The 18366-nt window shown below is 60.8% G+C and carries 5 protein-coding genes (1 of these 5 only partly in view); all 5 read right to left on the bottom strand.

Features of this window, described 5'->3' with window-relative positions; translation table 11 throughout:
* Positions 1-242 precede the first annotated feature (242 nt).
* Entirely contained in the window at positions 243-1187 is a 945-nt protein-coding gene (locus L0U80_RS03410; RefSeq protein ID WP_233862528.1) for a glycosyltransferase, read from the bottom strand.
* 7 nt (positions 1188-1194) lie between these two features.
* The gene (locus L0U80_RS03405) at positions 1195-3135 is read right to left on the bottom strand and encodes a peptide transporter (protein WP_233862527.1); all 1941 of its coding nucleotides are present in this window, start codon (positions 3133-3135) and stop codon (positions 1195-1197) included.
* A gap of 29 nt (positions 3136-3164) precedes the next feature.
* Positions 3165-4874, bottom strand: a complete 1710-nt coding sequence (locus L0U80_RS03400; RefSeq protein ID WP_233862526.1) for a ShlB/FhaC/HecB family hemolysin secretion/activation protein — start codon at positions 4872-4874, stop codon at positions 3165-3167.
* 650 nt (positions 4875-5524) lie between these two features.
* Positions 5525-6660 (bottom strand): IS3 family transposase gene (locus L0U80_RS03395; RefSeq protein WP_373322092.1). Its coding sequence is split into 2 segments (ribosomal slippage): positions 5525-6405 and positions 6405-6660, totalling 1137 coding nucleotides; the frame shifts between segments, so codons are not numbered across the junction.
* Between the two features lie 138 nt (positions 6661-6798).
* Positions 6799-18366: the 3' portion of an ESPR-type extended signal peptide-containing protein gene (locus tag L0U80_RS03390; RefSeq protein WP_233862524.1), read on the bottom strand. The gene runs 16446 nt beyond the window's last position; 11568 of the gene's 28014 nt are visible here — the last part of the coding sequence; its start codon lies off the right edge, out of view; the stop codon is at positions 6799-6801.

The raw sequence follows: 18366 nt of genomic DNA, 5'->3' as shown, positions 1-18366 counted from the left end.
TTCCAGCTGGTGTGGAATACCTATAGCGTCGGATACCAGCGGTTATCCTTTCGCAGGTCATGCCAGCGCCAGTCACAGATCAACTGCAGCATCAGCCGGACGGGCTTGTCCATCGCCGCAGCTACATGTGCGCGTAACTGCGCAGCGGATCATCGCCTGTCCGGACGTCGATACCGTCGCCGCGGAAATGGTGGTCGACGAATGCGGGTTCGTGCACCCAGCGAACCGCTGACTTACGGGTTTCATGCATGGATTGCTCTTCCGCTTCGACTGAGCCCGTGGCCGCTCCAGTAACGCTCAAGCATCGCGCCGAAATCACTCTCGCTGTAGCGACGGGCCGTCTTCCTCGCGGCAAGCGAGAATGCGTTGTCGGCCCCGCCGCACCGGAAAATCTCCACCGCGTGATTCAGCGCATCAGCAAACAGCTCGTACTCGTGTTCACGCAGCCACAGGCCGTTGGTCACGTCCGCATACTCCAGCCCGGCTCCGCCGTGGTCGCCCACGACGATGCAGCCAGATCTCATCGCTTCGAGCACCGACAGGCAGACCGACTCGTGTTTCGCGAAACTGGCGTAAATAGCCGCCGTGCCGAGCACCCGGCCAACCTCCTCGCGCGGCATATGCTGAATCAGTATCCAGGGCACGTCCCGGTGCTGCGGATACTTTGACCGGAACGCTGTGCGCACGTAGGCCGCTTCAAGTGGTCGCTTCCTCGGCGACCATGCAATGGCCAGCGATTTCTCCTGTGGCGCGAAAAAATCCGGAACATAGGGGCTGATCAGTTCGACGGGCCCGTCGTAGCCCGCCTCCTGCATCATCTCGATTCCGTAACGCGATGGGCAGATAACCGACTCGAATCCCATCGCCCCGATCTCTTCGAGCGACTGCAGTGCCTGCATCAGCAGCCAGGTATTCTGGTTATGCAACACCTTGCGGCAGGACAATCGCGCGGCCCGTTCCAGCGCCTCACGGTTATCCTCGAAGCACACCACGACGTCATCCGGCTTGTACCGCACGTCATTGAAATGTGCTGAACGACAGGCGATCTGGCTTGGGTCGACGCCATCGTCGAAATACGCGAGAGTCGCGTCGAACCCCATGGCGTTCAGTGCACACACGTGTTCGATGTTCACGAAATCCCCGCCAGTCCTCGGCACCCCATAGGCTAGATAGATGATCCGGGCCATGGGCTCCTCACGCGGCTACTGGCGTTCTACCCCGCTTCTTCTTGCGTTTGCCGAAATCGGACTTGCCGGTATCGGACTTGCCCGTATCGGTCGGAACGGCAGCAGCAAAGCGTCCTCGCCACAGCGCCACGATCCGCTCGCCCAGAATTTCTGGACGCCCCTTGAAGATCAGTTTCTCGATCGCCTGCGGGCCGGCCAGCTCCGCAGCAAGCTGGTGACGTTCCTCAACGTTGTGGATCATCCGCAATGCGGCCGCCTTGTAGTCCTCATGCGTGTCAGCAATCGTCCACTCCGGGAAACCGAGCCGCCTGAACATACCCTCGTCGATGTGCTCATTCACTTCCGGTCCGGTCTTGCACACGCCCACGAGCCCTGCCCAGACAGTATCCACAATCCCGTTGGTATTGCCGAACGGGAACGGATTCATGAACATGTCGCAGTCGGCGATCACCTTCATGTAGCTTTCATAGTTCTGGTGCTTGTGCGTGACAGCTTCCTTGCCCACCAGACGCCGGATAATGTGGCAAAGCTGCGGATAGGTGATCCCGCTGGCCTGGCCCACCAGGAAGTGGAACTCGACGGGCACCTTCGCCTCGCGCACGATCTGTCCGCACATGCGCAGGAACCCCGGGTTCAGCTTGATGATGGTAGCCGCCACCGCAATTCGGACCGTATCCGGGGTCGAACGCGCCCCGAGGTGCCCTTGCTCGAGCTTCAACTGCGTCATCGCTGCCGGCGGACGGTATGGCATCCCATCGCGGGGAAGTTTCAGCAGCTTCTCGCTGAAGCATGCCTCGTCACCCACGTAGTCCTCTTCCACGACGACGTAATCCATCGCGTGTCCATGGGTCGTCGCCGGATGGCCCAGCGCCATCATTTGCAGTGGCGCGACGCGCAAGCATGCAAGAACCATCGTGATCGGGAACATCCCAACGCTGGGCATGTACATAACCTGTGCGTTGCGAGTCTCACTCACCTCACGCACGTGGGCTGCATGCTCCCAGAGGTGAGCGCCCTTCAGCGGGATAAACTCGTCGAACACTTCCCTGCCGACGTCGTCAACCCGGTTCTCGTAGCCCATGCCGACCAAGTGGAACTTGTCACGCATGGCCACCATCGTCTGCGAGTGGGTCCGGTAGATCGAGTGATTCTTGGAAAACCACTCCAGCACGACCAGCATGACCGGTTTTTCGCCGTGTGCCGGCGGCTGTGCCGGACGGGTCACGTCGAACATCTCCAGACTTTCGAGTTTCCGCTCGATCAGCTTGTTGATGGAGCGCTTGATGTCGTGCTTGCTGGGCAAGTCGGCATACGAGCAGTGCATGTAGGCATCGTGGATGACGCCGCCGGGCAACTGATCCCACTCCAGCTCGGGCAAGCGTGGCGGCAACCAGCGCAGCAGCATTTCCCGCTTTTCGTGAGCCGCAGGCGATGCCATCAGCCGAGTGGAAAGAATGGAAATAGCAAGGTTGGCCGCACGCACCTTGTCGAATTCCCAGAAAACATCCCAGTCGAGCCGCACCTCGGAGTCGGTCAGGTAAAAGAGCTGGAACTTCCGCGATTCGGCGTTGCGCAGCTGCAGGATATTCTTGGCGTCCGACTCCGTGCCTAGCGAACGGAGGATGTGATCCGCGTTACGGAAAGGGCTCGCCGAAAAGAGCGCCGACAACCACCGGTGAAACAACGCCAGGCGGGCTACGCCGAAGTCCGAGACCGAGAATTCGGGGTCCGTTGCAAGGGTGGTGACCGCGCTCGTAAGCCGCGTAAGCAGGTGATCATCCATGATGTCGCGGGCCGATTCTGACTGCGCCCACGTATCGATGTCCATCAGCACGCCGTAGTTGGCGTCGACGATCTCGAGAAGCCGGATCAGCGTGCGCGCAGCCTGCTCGCGGTCGCGCCGGTAGGCGTGGTATTCGAATTCGTTCAGTGGAAACTTGTCTGCCATGATGTATTCACAAAGTAAAGACGGAGCTATCAGTGATTCCAGGTGACACCGAGCCAGAACTGCACGGGCTTGCGGCCCGGCTCAACCCATGAGCCATCCGAGAAACCAAATGGCTTTGCGACAGATGCCGAAACAGTTGCACCGTAGGGGGTGAGCCAGTCCACGCTCACTCCGTAACCGGCGAGATTCCGGCGATTTTTTACGTTGGGCACCCCGGGGTAGCTGGACGCCCAGTTCGTCCATGGGCTGTGGTTCATGCGGGCGATCGCGTAGTCGACAAAAACTCCGGGCTGGATCTGGTGGCCCGCGGCTACAGAAAACCGCCGGTACAGCCCCACATTCGCAACAATGCCTTCGTCGGCTGACGGCTCGTCGGGGCGGTACGCGCGGACAGCCGTCGGGCCGCCGAGCATGAGCTGCTCGCTCGAATCCAGGTTCCGGTCCGCCAACTGGCCCGTGATGCGTCCACTCAGGAACAGGTTGCCTGCGCGGTCCAGCGCATAGGTGCCAAAGCCGGTGCCCGTCGCCTTGACGTAAGTCCCTCCGCGCTGAGTTACGGAATCGCTGGGGTCATCGTTACGCTGGTGACCTACGGTCAACGCACTCTGAGCACTCCATACGTTGGTACGCAACTGCTGTGCGCGATCGCCGTTATTGGCCGTCAGCGAGAGTTGCACTGAGTCGAGCTTGCTGCGTGTCCCGACACCGTAATCGCTAAACTCGACGGACGTGTTGGTATGCAGCAGCGACAGCCCCCCCCAGACGTTCCTGTCGAGGCCTCGCGTAAAGGGGTAAAGAAAACCCGCGGAGACCGTGTTGGCTACACCGGCCAGAGGCGTTCCGCTGGCCAGAACGGAATATTGCTGCCGGGTGAAGCCAGCAGTCAGCCGTAGACCGTCGGAGAAGATCGGAATACTTCCGGCCACCGACCCGGTCCACATCCGCTTGTCGGTACCCATGATCGTGAACGCGTAATCTTCTCCGAGCCCGAAGTAGTTATTGGCGGAGACGCTCACTCCGGCGCGCGTGCGCCCTGTCGTCTCAATCCCGTTGTTATCGATCGACGCGCTCACCGAGACGGGCTTTCCCTTCTCCGTCACCGGGAACTCGACCCTCACCGTACCCGTGCCGGTGCCTGGCGCGAACTGCGGAGCACCGTCGAGCGCCACGCCCGGGAGATCTTGCAGCAGTTGAGTGGTCCGCTCAAAACGCGAGGTCTGGAACAGACAATCCTCGCCGAGCGTCGCGCTCCCGCACAATGCGTGCGTCACAATGCTCCGGAGCCGGTCGTCCGCCACACGTGACTTGTTATGGATGACGATCTCGCTTACGCGGCCCGGGAAGGCCGTGAACACCAACTGTCCCGTCTTGGAGCGAGCTTCCCAATCCTGCTGCGTCATCAGCACCTGACCAAGAGGGAATCCCCCCTTGCGCAAGTCGGCAGTGAGACGTGTCGACCACTGGTCGACCTCCTGCAACGTTGTTGGCAACGTGCTCTGCTGCAAGGCATCGCGCAGCGCCGCCTGAACGGCCGCATCCTGCGCACTGCCGGATGGAAATACATGTACCGTGACGGGAGCGTTCGTGACCGCGCTGGCGGAAGAGGTCGCAGGCTCGGCAGCCTGTACGCCAGGGTCGGTCAGCGCGCCGCAAAGCCCTGCTGCCGTCCAGACTCCAGCCTGAACAAACCACTGTCGAGCCCGAGTCCAACCCAATTCGCGTCGTTTGATTGCACGCATGACTTATTAACCTACCCGGACGGACTGGCACATACCAAAACGCCAATCAAAGCAGACAACTACTATCAAAAATGCTTGCCGTTCCGGCACAACACCATTGCAGTACTCATCAAGTGTTAAATCTCCGACCGTTCAAGCTGGTCGAAGGGATGCACGCGCAACCAGAACCTGCCACCTGGCTGCACCGTTGCCATCGCCTCATGCGGCACTGGAATCCTGGCTTCGATCGATCATGCTGCTTGCGCAGCGCTACAAGGGCCACTACCACTGAAATGCTCACTGGTCCCCGTATCTGACGGCGTGCTTATAGGTTGCCCTGCCAAGCATGCAGGCACAACCATATGAAACGACCCCATCTCGATAGTCGGCACTAAAACTGACGGTCGTCAATTTTGCGATTGCGGCGTCCACCCTCGTTTGGAAATTGGCTCCGCACATCGATCACGCTGCCGCTAGGACATGTCCGAATTTCCACGTACTGCGGAGCAATTCGTTGACAAGCACTGGCAAGCAGTGCGCGCGGAACTTTCGTGGAACGACGTCTCTATCCCCGTTCGGTGCGGTAGCGGTTGACGGCAAAACGTCGCTGAGAGGTGGCCTCACTCGTTCGGACAGTCATCTGAGATTTTTAAGTGGAACGTCCGAGGCAATCATGCTGCCGATTTGATCGCAGGCAGCGTCGCGAAGTATGCCTCATCCGGGGTCTGATCCGCCAGGCTCGAATGGGGCCGTTTCCGGTTGTACAGCTCGACGTATTCGCCGATGGAGCGCCGGGCATGGCTGACCGACTCGTACGCTTTCAGGTAGACCTCTTCGTACTTGATGCTGCGCCACACCCGTTCGACGAACACGTTGTCGCGCCAGGCCCCTTTGCCGTCCATCGACAGCCGCACGCCCCGGCTCAGCACCGCCTCGGTGAACGCGCCCGCCGTGAACTGGCTACCCTGATCGGTGTTCACGATGTCGGGCAGTCCGTAGCGGGCGAACGCCTCTTCCAGCGCCTCGACGGCGTGCGTGGCTTCCAGCGTGATGGCGACCCGGTACGCGAGAATCTTGCGGCTCGCCCAGTCCACCACTGCCGTCAGGTACACGAAGCCGCGCGCCATCGGAATGTACGTCGTGTCGAGGGCGAACACCTGATTGGCACGCTCGATCTTCATGCCGCGCAGCAGGTACGGCCAGATCTTGTGCTGCGCGTTGCGGCGGCTCGTGTTCGGCTTGCAGTACAGCGCCTCGACGCCCATGCGCTTCATCAGCGTGCGTACGCGACGGCGACCCACCTCATGGCCTTCCCGGCGCAACAGGCGCGCCAGCATCCGCGCCCCTGCAAATGGGAACTCCATGTGCAGTTCGTCGATTCGCCGCATCAGCAACTGATCGACCTCGCTGACCGGCTGCGCCCGGTAATATGCGCTCGATCTCGCGATGCCAACCAGTCGCGTCTGTCGCGAAACCGGCAGCGCATGCGTACAGTCAATCATCGCTTTGCGCTCAGCAGTCCGGCTTTGCCGAGCGCTCCTGACAAAAAATCGTTCTCCAGCGTCAACTGCCCGATCTTCGCGTGCAGCGTTTTCACGTCCACCGGCGGATCGCTCGACGGTGCACCTGTCGCACCAAACACGTCTGCCGCACGCTCCTGCAACTGCCGCTTCCATTCCGTGATCTGGTTCGGATGTACATCAAACTGCTGTGCCAGTTCGGCCAGCGTGCGCTCACCTTTGACCGCTGCCAGTGCCACTTTCGCTTTGAACGCCGCTGAGTGCGTCCGTCGGGTTCTCTTCGTCATTTCCTCGGTTCCTTTGCCAGCATTATCGCTGGCTCAGGCCCCGGCCAAACCACTTATCCGACTGTCCGAATTTGCGCGGCCACCTCTCTGTACCGGTGCAGGGCGCGTTGCCCTGCAACCGGTACAGCGAACTCGCCACTATCGCGCCAGCGCTGCACGCGGGTTCAGCCAGCCGTGTGCCTTGACGGTGTACGGCTTGCCATCCTTCACGCCACTTTCCTCAAAGAAGTACTCGCGGGTTTGATGATTGAACGAGAGTACCGAGTGCATCTTTGTCGCCTGGTCGTTCGCCTCGAAGTGATCCACTCCGTCCGCACGGTCCTTGAAGGCGAGCCGACGTTCGACAAGCCCAGCTCTCGTGTGCAGGCTGACAATCGCACGGTGCTCGAGCGCGTCAACCTCCACGTGATCCACGGTAGCGTCCGCCCACAACGTCGGGTCTCCCACATCTACCGTCAGCGCCTGCGGACTTTCAAGGATCCAGGCGTGAGTCGAGTCGTACCAGAGCAGACCAGCCAGGCCACCAAGCAGGCCTGCACCGATACCGCCCCCAACCGCGCCAGCGGTACTGGTACCTCCACTGGAGCTGCCACCTGAACCGTTGCCGTGGGCACCGGAATCTTCATTGGAGTTATTCGCACAACTCACCCCATTGATTTCCCCGGTGCAGGTGATGTTGCCACCCACGTTCAGCGAGCCGTTGTCGGTCGTGCTGACGTTGCCGCTGCCGGTCAGGTCGCCACCGATGTTCGTCGAACCGTTGTCGCCGTTCGTGTTCAGCGTGCCGTTATTTTCCACACTGCCGTCGACGTTCAGCGAACTGTTGTCCGTGTCGATCGTTCCGTCGTTCGTGACGTTGCCACCCACGTTCAGCGTGCTGTTGTCGGTCGTGCTGACATTGCCGCTGTTGTTCAGGTCGCCAACGATGTTGGTCGTGCTGTTATCCGTGTCGATCGTCCCGTTGTTCGTGACGTTGCCACCGACGTTCAGCGTGCTGTTGTCGGTCGTGCTGACATTGCCGCTGTTGTTCAGGTCACCACCGATGGTCGTGGAGCCGTTGTTCGTCGTGTCCAGCGTGCCGTTTGCATCGTTCGTGACGTTGCCCGACACGTTCAGCGAGCCGTTGTCGGTCGTGCTGACATTGCCGCTGTTGTTCAGGTCACCACCGATGCTGGTCGAGCCGTTGTCCGCCGTGTCCAGCGTGCCGTTCGCATCGTTCGTGACGTTACCCGACACGTTCAGCGAGCCGTTGTCGGTCGTGCTGACATTGCCGCTGTTGTTCAGGTCACCACCGATGTTCGTCGTGCCGTTGTCACCGGTCGTGTTCAACGTGCCGTTGTTGTCCACGCTGCCGTTGACGTTCAGCGAACCGTTGTCCGTGTCGACCGTCCCGTCGTTCGTGACGTTGCCACCCACGTTCAGCGAGCCGTTGTCCGTCGTGCTGACGTTGCCGCTGTTGTTCAGGTCGCCACCGATGCTGGTCGAGCCGTTGTCTGTCGTGTCCAGCGTGCCGTTCGCATCGTTCGTGACGTTGCCACCCACGTTCAGCGAGCCGTTGTCGGTCGTGCTGACATTGCCGCTGTTGTTCAGGTCACCAGCGATGTTCGTCGAACCGTTGTCACCGGTCGTATTCAGCGTGCCGTTGTTGTCCACGCTGCCGTTGACGTTCAGCGAACCGTTGTCCGTGTCGACCGTCCCGTCGTTCGTGACGTTGCCACCCACATTCAGCGAGCCGTTGTCGGTCGTGCTGACGTTGCCGCTGTTGTTCAGGTCACCACCGATGTCGGTCGAGCCGTTGTCACCGGTCGTATTCAGCGTGCCGTTGTTGTCCACGCTGCCGTTGACGTTCAGCGAACCGTTGTCCGTGTCGACCGTCCCGTCGTTCGTGACGTTGCCACCCACGTTCAGCGAGCCGTTGTCCGTCGTGCTGACATTGCCGCTGTTGTTCAGGTCACCACCGATGTTGGTCGTGCCGTTGTCACCGGTCGTGTTCAGCGTGCCGTTGTTGTCCACGCTGCCGTTGACGTTCAGCGAACCGTTGTCCGTGTCGACCGTCCCGTCGTTCGTGACGTTGCCACCCACGTTCAGCGAGCCGTTGTCGGTCGTGCTGACGTTGCCGCTGTTGTTCAGGTCGCCACCGATGTTGGTCGTGCCGTTGTCACCGGTCGTGTTCAGCGTGCCGTTGTTGTCCACGCTGCCGTTGACGTTCAGCGAACCGTTGTCCGTGTCGACCGTCCCGTCGTTCGTGACATTGCCACCCACGTTCAGCGAGCCGTTGTCGGTCGTGCTGACATTGCCGCTGTTGTTCAGGTCACCACCGATGTTCGTCGAACCGTTGTCACCGGTCGTGTTCAACGTGCCGTTGTTGTCCACGCTGCCGTTGACGTTCAGCGAACCGTTGTCCGTGTCGACCGTCCCGTCGTTCGTGACGTTGCCACCCACGTTCAGCGAGCCGTTGTCGGTCGTGCTGACATTGCCGCTGTTGTTCAGGTCACCACCGATGTTGGTCGTGCCGTTGTCACCGGTCGTGTTCAGCGTGCCGTTGTTGTCCACGCTGCCGTTGACGTTCAGCGAACCGTTGTCCGTGTCGACCGTCCCGTTGTTCGACAGGCTGCCGTTGACATCAGTCGTGCCGCCATTGCTGGTGTCGATCGTGCCGTTCGCGTCGTTCGTGACGTTGCCAGCGACGTTCAGCGAACCGTTGTCGGTCGTGCTGACATTGCCGCTGTTGTTCAGGTCACCACCGATGTTGGTCGTGCCGTTGTCACCGGTCGTGTTCAGCGTGCCGTTGTTGTCCACGCTGCCGTTGACGTTCAGCGAACCGTTGTCCGTGTCGACCGTCCCGTCGTTCGTGACGTTGCCACCCACGTTCAGCGAGCCGTTGTCGGTCGTGCTGACGTTACCGCTGTTGTTCAGGTCACCACCGATGCTGGTCGAGCCGTTGTCACCGGTCGTGTTCAGCGTGCCGCTGTTGTCCACGCTGCCGTTGACGTTCAGCGAACCGTTGTCCGTGTCGACCGTCCCGTCGTTCGTGACGTTGCCACCCACGTTCAGCGAGCCGTTGTCGGTCGTGCTGACATTGCCGCTGTTGTTCAGGTCACCACCGATGTTGGTCGTGCCGTTGTCACCGGTCGTGTTCAGCGTGCCGTTGTTGTCCACGCTGCCGTTGACGTTCAGCGAACCGTTGTCCGTGTCGACCGTCCCGTTGTTCGACAGGCTGCCGTTGACATCAGTCGTGCCGCCATTGCTGGTGTCGATCGTGCCGTTCGCGTCGTTCGTGACGTTGCCAGCGACGTTCAGCGAACCGTTGTCGGTCGTGCTGACATTGCCGCTGTTGTTCAGGTCACCACCGATGTTGGTCGTGCCGTTGTCACCGGTCGTGTTCAGCGTGCCGTTGTTGTCCACGCTGCCGTTGACGTTCAGCGAACCGTTGTCCGTGTCGACCGTCCCGTCGTTCGTGACGTTGCCACCCACGTTCAGCGAGCCGTTGTCGGTCGTGCTGACGTTACCGCTGTTGTTCAGGTCACCACCGATGCTGGTCGAGCCGTTGTCACCGGTCGTGTTCAGCGTGCCGCTGTTGTCCACGCTGCCGTTGACGTTCAGCGAACCGTTATCCGTGTCGACCGTCCCGTTGTTCGACAGGCTGCCGTTGACATCAGTCGTGCCGCCATTGCTGGTGTCGATCGTGCCGTTCGCGTCGTTCGTGACGTTACCGCCCACGTTCAGCGAGCCGTTGTCAGTCGTGCTGACGTTGCCGCTGTTGTTCAGGTCGCCAACGATGCTGGTCGAGCCGTTGTCTGTCGTGTCCAGCGTGCCGTTCGCATCGTTCGTGACGTTGCCACCCACGTTCAGCGAGCCGCTGTCGGTCGTGCTGACATTGCCGCTGTTGTTCAGGTCACCACCGATGCTGGTCGAACCGTTGTCACCGGTCGTATTCAGCGTGCCGTTGTTGTCCACGCTGCCGTTGACGTTCAGCGAACCGTTGTCCGTGTCGACCGTCCCGTCGTTCGTGACGTTGCCACCCACGTTCAGCGAGCCGTTGTCCGTCGTGCTGACATTGCCGCTGTTGTTCAGGTCACCACCGATGTTGGTCGTGCCGTTGTCACCGGTCGTGTTCAGCGTGCCGTTGTTGTCCACGCTGCCGTTGACGTTCAGCGAACCGTTGTCCGTGTCGACCGTCCCGTCGTTCGTGACGTTGCCACCCACGTTCAGCGAGCCGTTGTCGGTCGTGCTGACATTGCCGCTGTTGTTCAGGTCACCACCGATGTTGGTCGTGCCGTTGTCACCGGTCGTGTTCAGCGTGCCGCTGTTGTCCACGCTGCCGTTGACGTTCAGCGAACCGTTGTCCGTGTCGACCGTCCCGTTGTTCGACAGGCTGCCGTTGACATCAGTCGTGCCGCCATTGCTGGTGTCGATCGTGCCGTTCGCGTCGTTCGTGACGTTACCCGACACGTTCAGCGAGCCGTTGTCGGTCGTGCTGACATTGCCGCTGTTGTTCAGGTCACCACCGATGTTCGTCGAGCCGTTGTCACCGGTCGTGTTCAGCGTGCCGTTGTTGTCCACGCTGCCGTTGACGTTCAGCGAACCGTTGTCCGTGTCGACCGTCCCGTTGTTCGACAGGCTGCCGTTGACATCAGTCGTGCCGCCATTGCTGGTGTCGATCGTGCCGTTCGCGTCGTTCGTGACGTTACCCGATACGTTCAGCGAGCCGTTGTCGGTCGTGCTGACATTGCCGCTGTTGTTCAGGTCGCCACCGATGTTCGTCGTGCCGTTGTCACCGGTCGTGTTCAGCGTGCCGTTGTTGTCCACGCTGCCGTTGACGTTCAGCGAACCGTTGTCCGTGTCGACCGTCCCGTCGTTCGTGACGTTGCCACCCACGTTCAGCGAACCGTTGTCGGTCGTGCTGACATTGCCGCTGTTGTTCAGGTCACCACCGATGTTCGTCGTGCCGTTGTCACCGGTCGTGTTCAACGTGCCGTTGTTGTCCACGCTGCCGTTGACGTTCAGCGAACCGTTGTCCGTGTCGACCGTCCCGTCGTTCGTGACGTTGCCACCCACGTTCAGCGAGCCGTTGTCGGTCGTGCTGACATTGCCGCTGTTGTTCAGGTCACCACCGATGTTCGTCGAGCCGTTGTCACCGGTCGTGTTCAGCGTGCCGTTGTTGTCCACGCTGCCGTTGACGTTCAGCGAACCGTTGTCCGTGTCGACCGTCCCGTTGTTCGACAGGCTGCCGTTGACATCAGTCGTGCCGCCATTGCTGGTGTCGATCGTGCCGTTCGCGTCGTTCGTGACGTTGCCAGCGACGTTCAGCGAACCGTTGTCGGTCGTGCTGACATTGCCGCTGTTGTTCAGGTCGCCACCGATGTTCGTCGTGCCGTTGTCACCGGTCGTGTTCAGCGTGCCGTTGTTGTCCACGCTGCCGTTGACGTTCAGCGAACCGTTGTCCGTGTCGACCGTCCCGTCGTTCGTGACGTTGCCACCCACGTTCAGCGAGCCGTTGTCAGTCGTGCTGACATTGCCGCTGTTGTTCAGGTCGCCACCGATGTTCGTCGTGCCGTTGTCACCGGTCGTGTTCAGCGTGCCGTTGTTGTCCACGCTGCCGTTGACGTTCAGCGAACCGTTGTCCGTGTCGACCGTCCCGTCGTTCGTGACGTTGCCACCCACGTTCAGCGAGCCGTTGTCGGTCGTGCTGACATTGCCGCTGTTGTTCAGGTCACCACCGATGTTGGTCGTGCCGTTGTCACCGGTCGTGTTCAGCGTGCCGCTGTTGTCCACGCTGCCGTTGACGTTCAGCGAACCGTTGTCCGTGTCGACCGTCCCGTCGTTCGTGACGTTGCCACCCACGTTCAGCGAGCCGTTGTCGGTCGTGCTGACATTGCCGCTGTTGTTCAGGTCACCACCGATGTTCGTCGTGCCGTTGTCACCGGTCGTGTTCAGCGTGCCGTTGTTGTCCACGCTGCCGTTGACGTTCAGCGAACCGTTGTCCGTGTCGACCGTCCCGTCGTTCGTGACGTTGCCACCCACGTTCAGCGAGCCGTTGTCGGTCGTGCTGACATTGCCGCTGTTGTTCAGGTCACCACCGATGTTCGTCGTGCCGTTGTCACCGGTCGTGTTCAGCGTGCCGTTGTTGTCCACGCTGCCGTTGACGTTCAGCGAACCGTTGTCCGTGTCGACCGTCCCGTCGTTCGTGACGTTGCCACCCACGTTCAGCGAACCGTTGTCGGTCGTGCTGACATTGCCGCTGTTGTTCAGGTCACCACCGATGTTCGTCGTGCCGTTGTCACCGGTCGTGGCCAGCGTGCCGTTGTTGTCCACGCTGCCGTTGACGTTCAGCGAACCGTTATCCGTGTCGACCGTCCCGTTGTTCGACAGGCTGCCGTTGACATCAGTCGTGCCGCCATTGCTGGTGTCGATCGTGCCGTTCGCGTCGTTCGTGACGTTACCGCCCACGTTCAGCGAGCCGTTGTCAGTCGTGCTGACGTTGCCGCTGTTGTTCAGGTCGCCACCGATGCTGGTCGAGCCGTTGTCTGTCGTGTCCAGCGTGCCGTTCGCATCGTTCGTGACGTTGCCACCCACGTTCAGCGAGCCGTTGTCCGTCGTGCTGACATTGCCGCTGTTGTTCAGGTCACCACCGATGTTGGTCGTGCCGTTGTCACCGGTCGTGTTCAGCGTGCCGTTGTTGTCCACGCTGCCGTTGACGTTCAGCGAACCGTTGTCCGTGTCGACCGTCCCGTCGTTCGTGACGTTGCCACCCACGTTCAGCGAGCCGTTGTCAGTCGTGCTGACATTGCCGCTGTTGTTCAGGTCGCCACCGATGTTGGTCGTGCCGTTGTCACCGGTCGTGTTCAGCGTGCCGTTGTTGTCCACGCTGCCGTTGACGTTCAGCGAACCGTTGTCCGTGTCGACCGTCCCGTCGTTCGTGACGTTGCCACCCACGTTCAGCGAGCCGTTGTCCGTCGTGCTGACATTGCCGCTGTTGTTCAGGTCACCACCGATGTTGGTCGTGCCGTTGTCACCGGTCGTGTTCAGCGTGCCGTTGTTGTCCACGCTGCCGTTGACGTTCAGCGAACCGTTGTCCGTGTCGACCGTCCCGTCGTTCGTGACGTTGCCACCCACGTTCAGCGAGCCGTTGTCGGTCGTGCTGACATTGCCGCTGTTGTTCAGGTCACCACCGATGTTCGTCGTGCCGTTGTCACCGGTCGTGTTCAGCGTGCCGTTGTTGTCCACGCTGCCGTTGACGTTCAGCGAACCGTTGTCCGTGTCGACCGTCCCGTCGTTCGTGACGTTGCCGCCCACGTTCAGCGAGCCGTTGTCAGTCGTGCTGACATTGCCGCTGTTGTTCAGGTCACCACCGATGTTCGTCGTGCCGTTGTCACCGGTCGTGTTCAGCGTGCCGTTGTTGTCCACGCTGCCATTGACGTTCAGCGAGCCGTTGTCCGTGTCGACCGTCCCGTCGTTCGTGACGTTGCCACCCACATTCAGCGAGCCGTTGTCGGTCGTGCTGACATTGCCGCTGTTGTTCAGGTCACCAGCGATGTTCGTCGAACCGTTGTCACCGGTCGTATTCAGCGTGCCGTTGTTGTCCACGCTGCCGTTGACGTTCAGCGAACCGTTGTCCGTGTCGACCGTCCCGTCGTTCGTGACGTTGCCACCCACGTTCAGCGAGCCGTTGTCGGTCGTGCTGACATTGCCGCTGTTGTTCAGGTCACCACCGATGTTCGTCGTGCCGTTGTCACCGGTCGTGTTCAGCGTGCCGTTGTTGTCCACGCTGCCGTTGACGTTCAGCGAACCGTTGTCCGTGTCGACCGTCCCGTCGTTCGTGACGTTGCCGCCCACGTTCAGCGAGCCGTTGTCAGTCGTGCTGACATTGCCGCTGTTGTTCAGGTCACCAGCGATGTTCGTCGTGCCGTTGTCACCGGTCGTGTTCAGCGTGCCGTTGTTGTCCACGCTGCCATTGACGTTCAGCGAGCCGTTATCCGTCGCCACCGTCCCGTTGTTCGACAGGCTGCCGTTGACATCGGTCGTGCCGCCATTGCTCGTGTCGATCGTGCCGTTGTTCGTGACGTTGCCCGACACGTTCAGCGAGCCGTTGTCGGTCGTGCTGACATTGCCGCTGTTGTTCAGGTCACCAGCGATGTTCGTCGAACCGTTGTCACCGGTCGTATTCAGCGTGCCGTTGTTGTCCACGCTGCCGTTGACGTTCAGCGAACCGTTGTCCGTGTCGACCGTCCCGTCGTTCGTGACGTTGCCACCCACGTTCAGCGAGCCGTTGTCGGTCGTGCTGACATTGCCGCTGTTGTTCAGGTCACCAGCGATGTTCGTCGAACCGTTGTCACCGGTCGTATTCAGCGTGCCGTTGTTGTCCACGCTGCCGTTGACGTTCAGCGAACCGTTGTCCGTGTCGACCGTCCCGTCGTTCGTGACGTTGCCACCCACGTTCAGCGAGCCGTTGTCGGTCGTGCTGACATTGCCGCTGTTGTTCAGGTCACCACCGATGTTCGTCGTGCCGTTGTCACCGGTCGTGTTCAGCGTGCCGTTGTTGTCCACGCTGCCGTTGACGTTCAGCGAACCGTTATCCGTCGCCACCGTCCCGTTGTTCGACAGGCTGCCGTTGACATCGGTCGTGCCGCCATTGCTCGTGTCGATCGTGCCGTTGTTCGTGACGTTGCCCGACACGTTCAGCGAGCCGTTGTCGGTCGTGCTGACATTGCCGCTGTTGTTCAGGTCACCAGCGATGTTCGTCGAACCGTTGTCACCGGTCGTATTCAGCGTGCCGTTGTTGTCCACGCTGCCGTTGACGTTCAGCGAACCGTTGTCCGTGTCGACCGTCCCGTCGTTCGTGACGTTGCCACCCACATTCAGCGAGCCGTTGTCGGTCGTGCTGACGTTGCCGCTGTTGTTCAGGTCACCACCGATGTTGGTCGTGCCGTTGTCACCGGACGTGTTCAGCGTGCCGTTGTTGTCCACGCTGCCGTTGACGTTCAGCGAACCGTTATCCGTGTCGACCGTCCCGTTGTTCGACAGGCTGCCGTTGACATCAGTCGTGCCGCCATTGCTGGTGTCGATCGTGCCGTTCGCATCGTTCGTGACGTTACCGCCCACGTTCAGCGAGCCGTTGTCGGTCGTGCTGACATTGCCGCTGTTGTTCAGGTCACCACCGATGTTCGTCGTGCCGTTGTCACCGGTCGTGTTCAGCGTGCCGTTGTTGTCCACGCTGCCGTTGACGTTCAGCGAACCGTTGTCCGTGTCGACCGTCCCGTCGTTCGTGACGTTGCCACCCACGTTCAGCGAACCGTTGTCGGTCGTGCTGACATTGCCGCTGTTGTTCAGGTCACCAGCGATGTTCGTCGAGCCGTTGTCACCGGTCGTGTTCAGCGTGCCGTTGTTGTCCACGCTGCCGTTGACGTTCAGCGAACCGTTGTCCGTGTCGACCGTCCCGTTGTTCGACAGGCTGCCGTTGACATCAGTCGTGCCGCCATTGCTGGTGTCGATCGTGCCGTTCGCGTCGTTCGTGACGTTACCGCCCACGTTCAGCGAGCCGTTGTCGGTCGTGCTGACATTGCCGCTGTTGTTCAGGTCACCAGCGATGTTCGTCGTGCCGTTGTCACCGGTCGTGTTCAGCGTGCCGTTGTTGTCCACGCTGCCGTTGACGTTCAGCGAACCGTTGTCCGTGTCGACCGTCCCGTCGTTCGTGACGTTGCCACCCACATTCAGCGAGCCGTTGTCGGTCGTGCTGACATTGCCGCTGTTGTTCAGGTCACCACCGATGCTGGTCGAACCGTTGTCACCGGTCGTGTTCAGCGTGCCGTTGTTGTCCACGCTGCCGTTGACGTTCAGCGAACCGTTGTCCGTGTCGACCGTCCCGTCGTTCGTGACGTTGCCACCCACGTTCAGCGAGCCGTTGTCAGTCGTGCTGACATTGCCGCTGTTGTTCAGGTCGCCACCGATGTTGGTCGTGCCGTTGTCACCGGTTGTGTTCAGCGTGCCGCTGTTGTCCACGCTGCCGTTGACGTTCAGCGAACCGTTGTCCGTGTCGACCGTCCCGTCGTTCGTGACGTTGCTACCCACATTCAGCGAGCCGTTGTCGGTCGTGCTGACGTTGCCGCTGTTGTTCAGGTCGCCACCGATGTTCGTCGTGCCGTTGTCACCGGTCGTGTTCAGCGTGCCGTTGTTGTCCACGCTGCCGTTGACGTTCAGCGAACCGTTGTCCGTCGCCACCGTCCCGTTGTTCGACAGGCTGCCGTTGACATCAGTCGTGCCGCCATTGCTGGTGTCGATCGTGCCGTTCGCGTCGTTCGTGACGTTACCGCCCACGTTCAGCGAGCCGTTGTCGGTCGTGCTGACATTGCCGCTGTTGTTCAGGTCGCCACCGATGTTGGTCGTGCCGTTGTCACCGGTCGTGTTTAGCGTGCCGTTGTTGTCCACGCTGCCGTTGACGTTCAGCGAACCGTTGTCCGTGTCGACCGTCCCGTCGTTCGTGACGTTGCCAGCCACGTTCAGCGAGCCGTTGTCGGTCGTGCTGACATTGCCGCTGTTGTTCAGGTCACCACCGATGTTCGTCGTGCCGTTGTCACCGGTCGTGTTCAGCGTGCCGTTGTTGTCCACGCTGCCGGTGACGTTCAGCGAACCGTTGTCCGTGTCGACCGTCCCGTCGTTCGTGACGTTGCCGCCCACGTTCAGCGAGCCGTTGTCAGTCGTGCTGACATTGCCGCTGTTGTTCAGGTCGCCGCCGATGCTGGTCGTGCCGTTGTCACCGGTCGTATTCAGCGTGCCGTTGTTGTCCACGCTGCCATTGACGTTCAGCGAGCCGTTGTCCGTGTCGACCGTCCCGTCGTTCGTGACGTTGCCACCCACATTCAGCGAGCCGTTGTCGGTCGTGCTGACATTGCCGCTGTTGTTCAGGTCACCAGCGATGTTCGTCGAACCGTTGTCACCGGTCGTATTCAGCGTGCCGTTGTTGTCCACGCTGCCGTTGACGTTCAGCGAGCCGTTATCCGTCGCCACCGTCCCGTTGTTCGACAGGCTGCCGTTGACATCAGTCGTGCCGCCATTGCTCGTGTCGATCGTACCGTTGTTCGTGACGTTGCCCGACACGTTCAGCGAGCCGTTATCCGTCGCCACCGTCCCGTTGTTCGACAGGCTACCGTTGACATCGGTCGTGCCGCCATTGCTCGTGTCGATCGTGCCGTTCGCGTCGTTCGTGACGTTGCCAGCGACGTTCAGCGAACCGTTGTCGGTCGTGCTGACATTGCCGCTGTTGTTCAGGTCACCACCGATGTTCGTCGTGCCGTTGTCACCGGTCGTGTCCAGCGTGCCGTTGTTGTCCACGCTGCCGTTGACGTTCAGCGAGCCATTGTCCGTCGTCACCGTTCCGTTGTTCGACAGGCTGCCGTTGACATCGGTCGTGCCGCCATTGCTGGTGTCGATCGTGCCGTTCGCGTCGTTCGTGACGTTACCGCCCACGTTCAGCGAGCCGTTGTCGGTCGTGCTGACATTGCCGCTGTTGTTCAGGTCACCAGCGATGCTGGTCGAACCGTTGTCACCGGTCGTGTCCAGCGTGCCGCTGTTGTCCACGCTGCCATTGACGTTCAGCGAGCCGTTGTCCGTCGCCACCGTCCCGTTGTTCGACAGGCTGCCGTTGACATCGGTCGTGCCGCCATTGCTCGTGTCGATCGTGCCGTTCGCGTCGTTCGTGACATTACCCGA

It is taken from the genome of Paraburkholderia adhaesiva (genome assembly GCF_021390575.1).
GTDB classification, from domain to species: domain Bacteria; phylum Pseudomonadota; class Gammaproteobacteria; order Burkholderiales; family Burkholderiaceae; genus Paraburkholderia; species Paraburkholderia adhaesiva.
The sequence above is the reverse complement of the archived record's forward strand: the minus strand, read 5'-3'. Positions and strand labels throughout refer to the sequence as shown.

Excerpts from the sequence above, each read along its gene's own strand:
- L0U80_RS03410 (WP_233862528.1), bottom strand. The coding sequence starts at position 1,187 with ATGGCCCGGATCATCTATCTAGCCTATGGGGTGCCGAGGACTGGCGGG.
- L0U80_RS03405 (WP_233862527.1), bottom strand. The coding sequence starts at position 3,135 with ATGGCAGACAAGTTTCCACTGAACGAATTCGAATACCACGCCTACCGG.
- L0U80_RS03400 (WP_233862526.1), bottom strand. The coding sequence starts at position 4,874 with ATGCGTGCAATCAAACGACGCGAATTGGGTTGGACTCGGGCTCGACAG.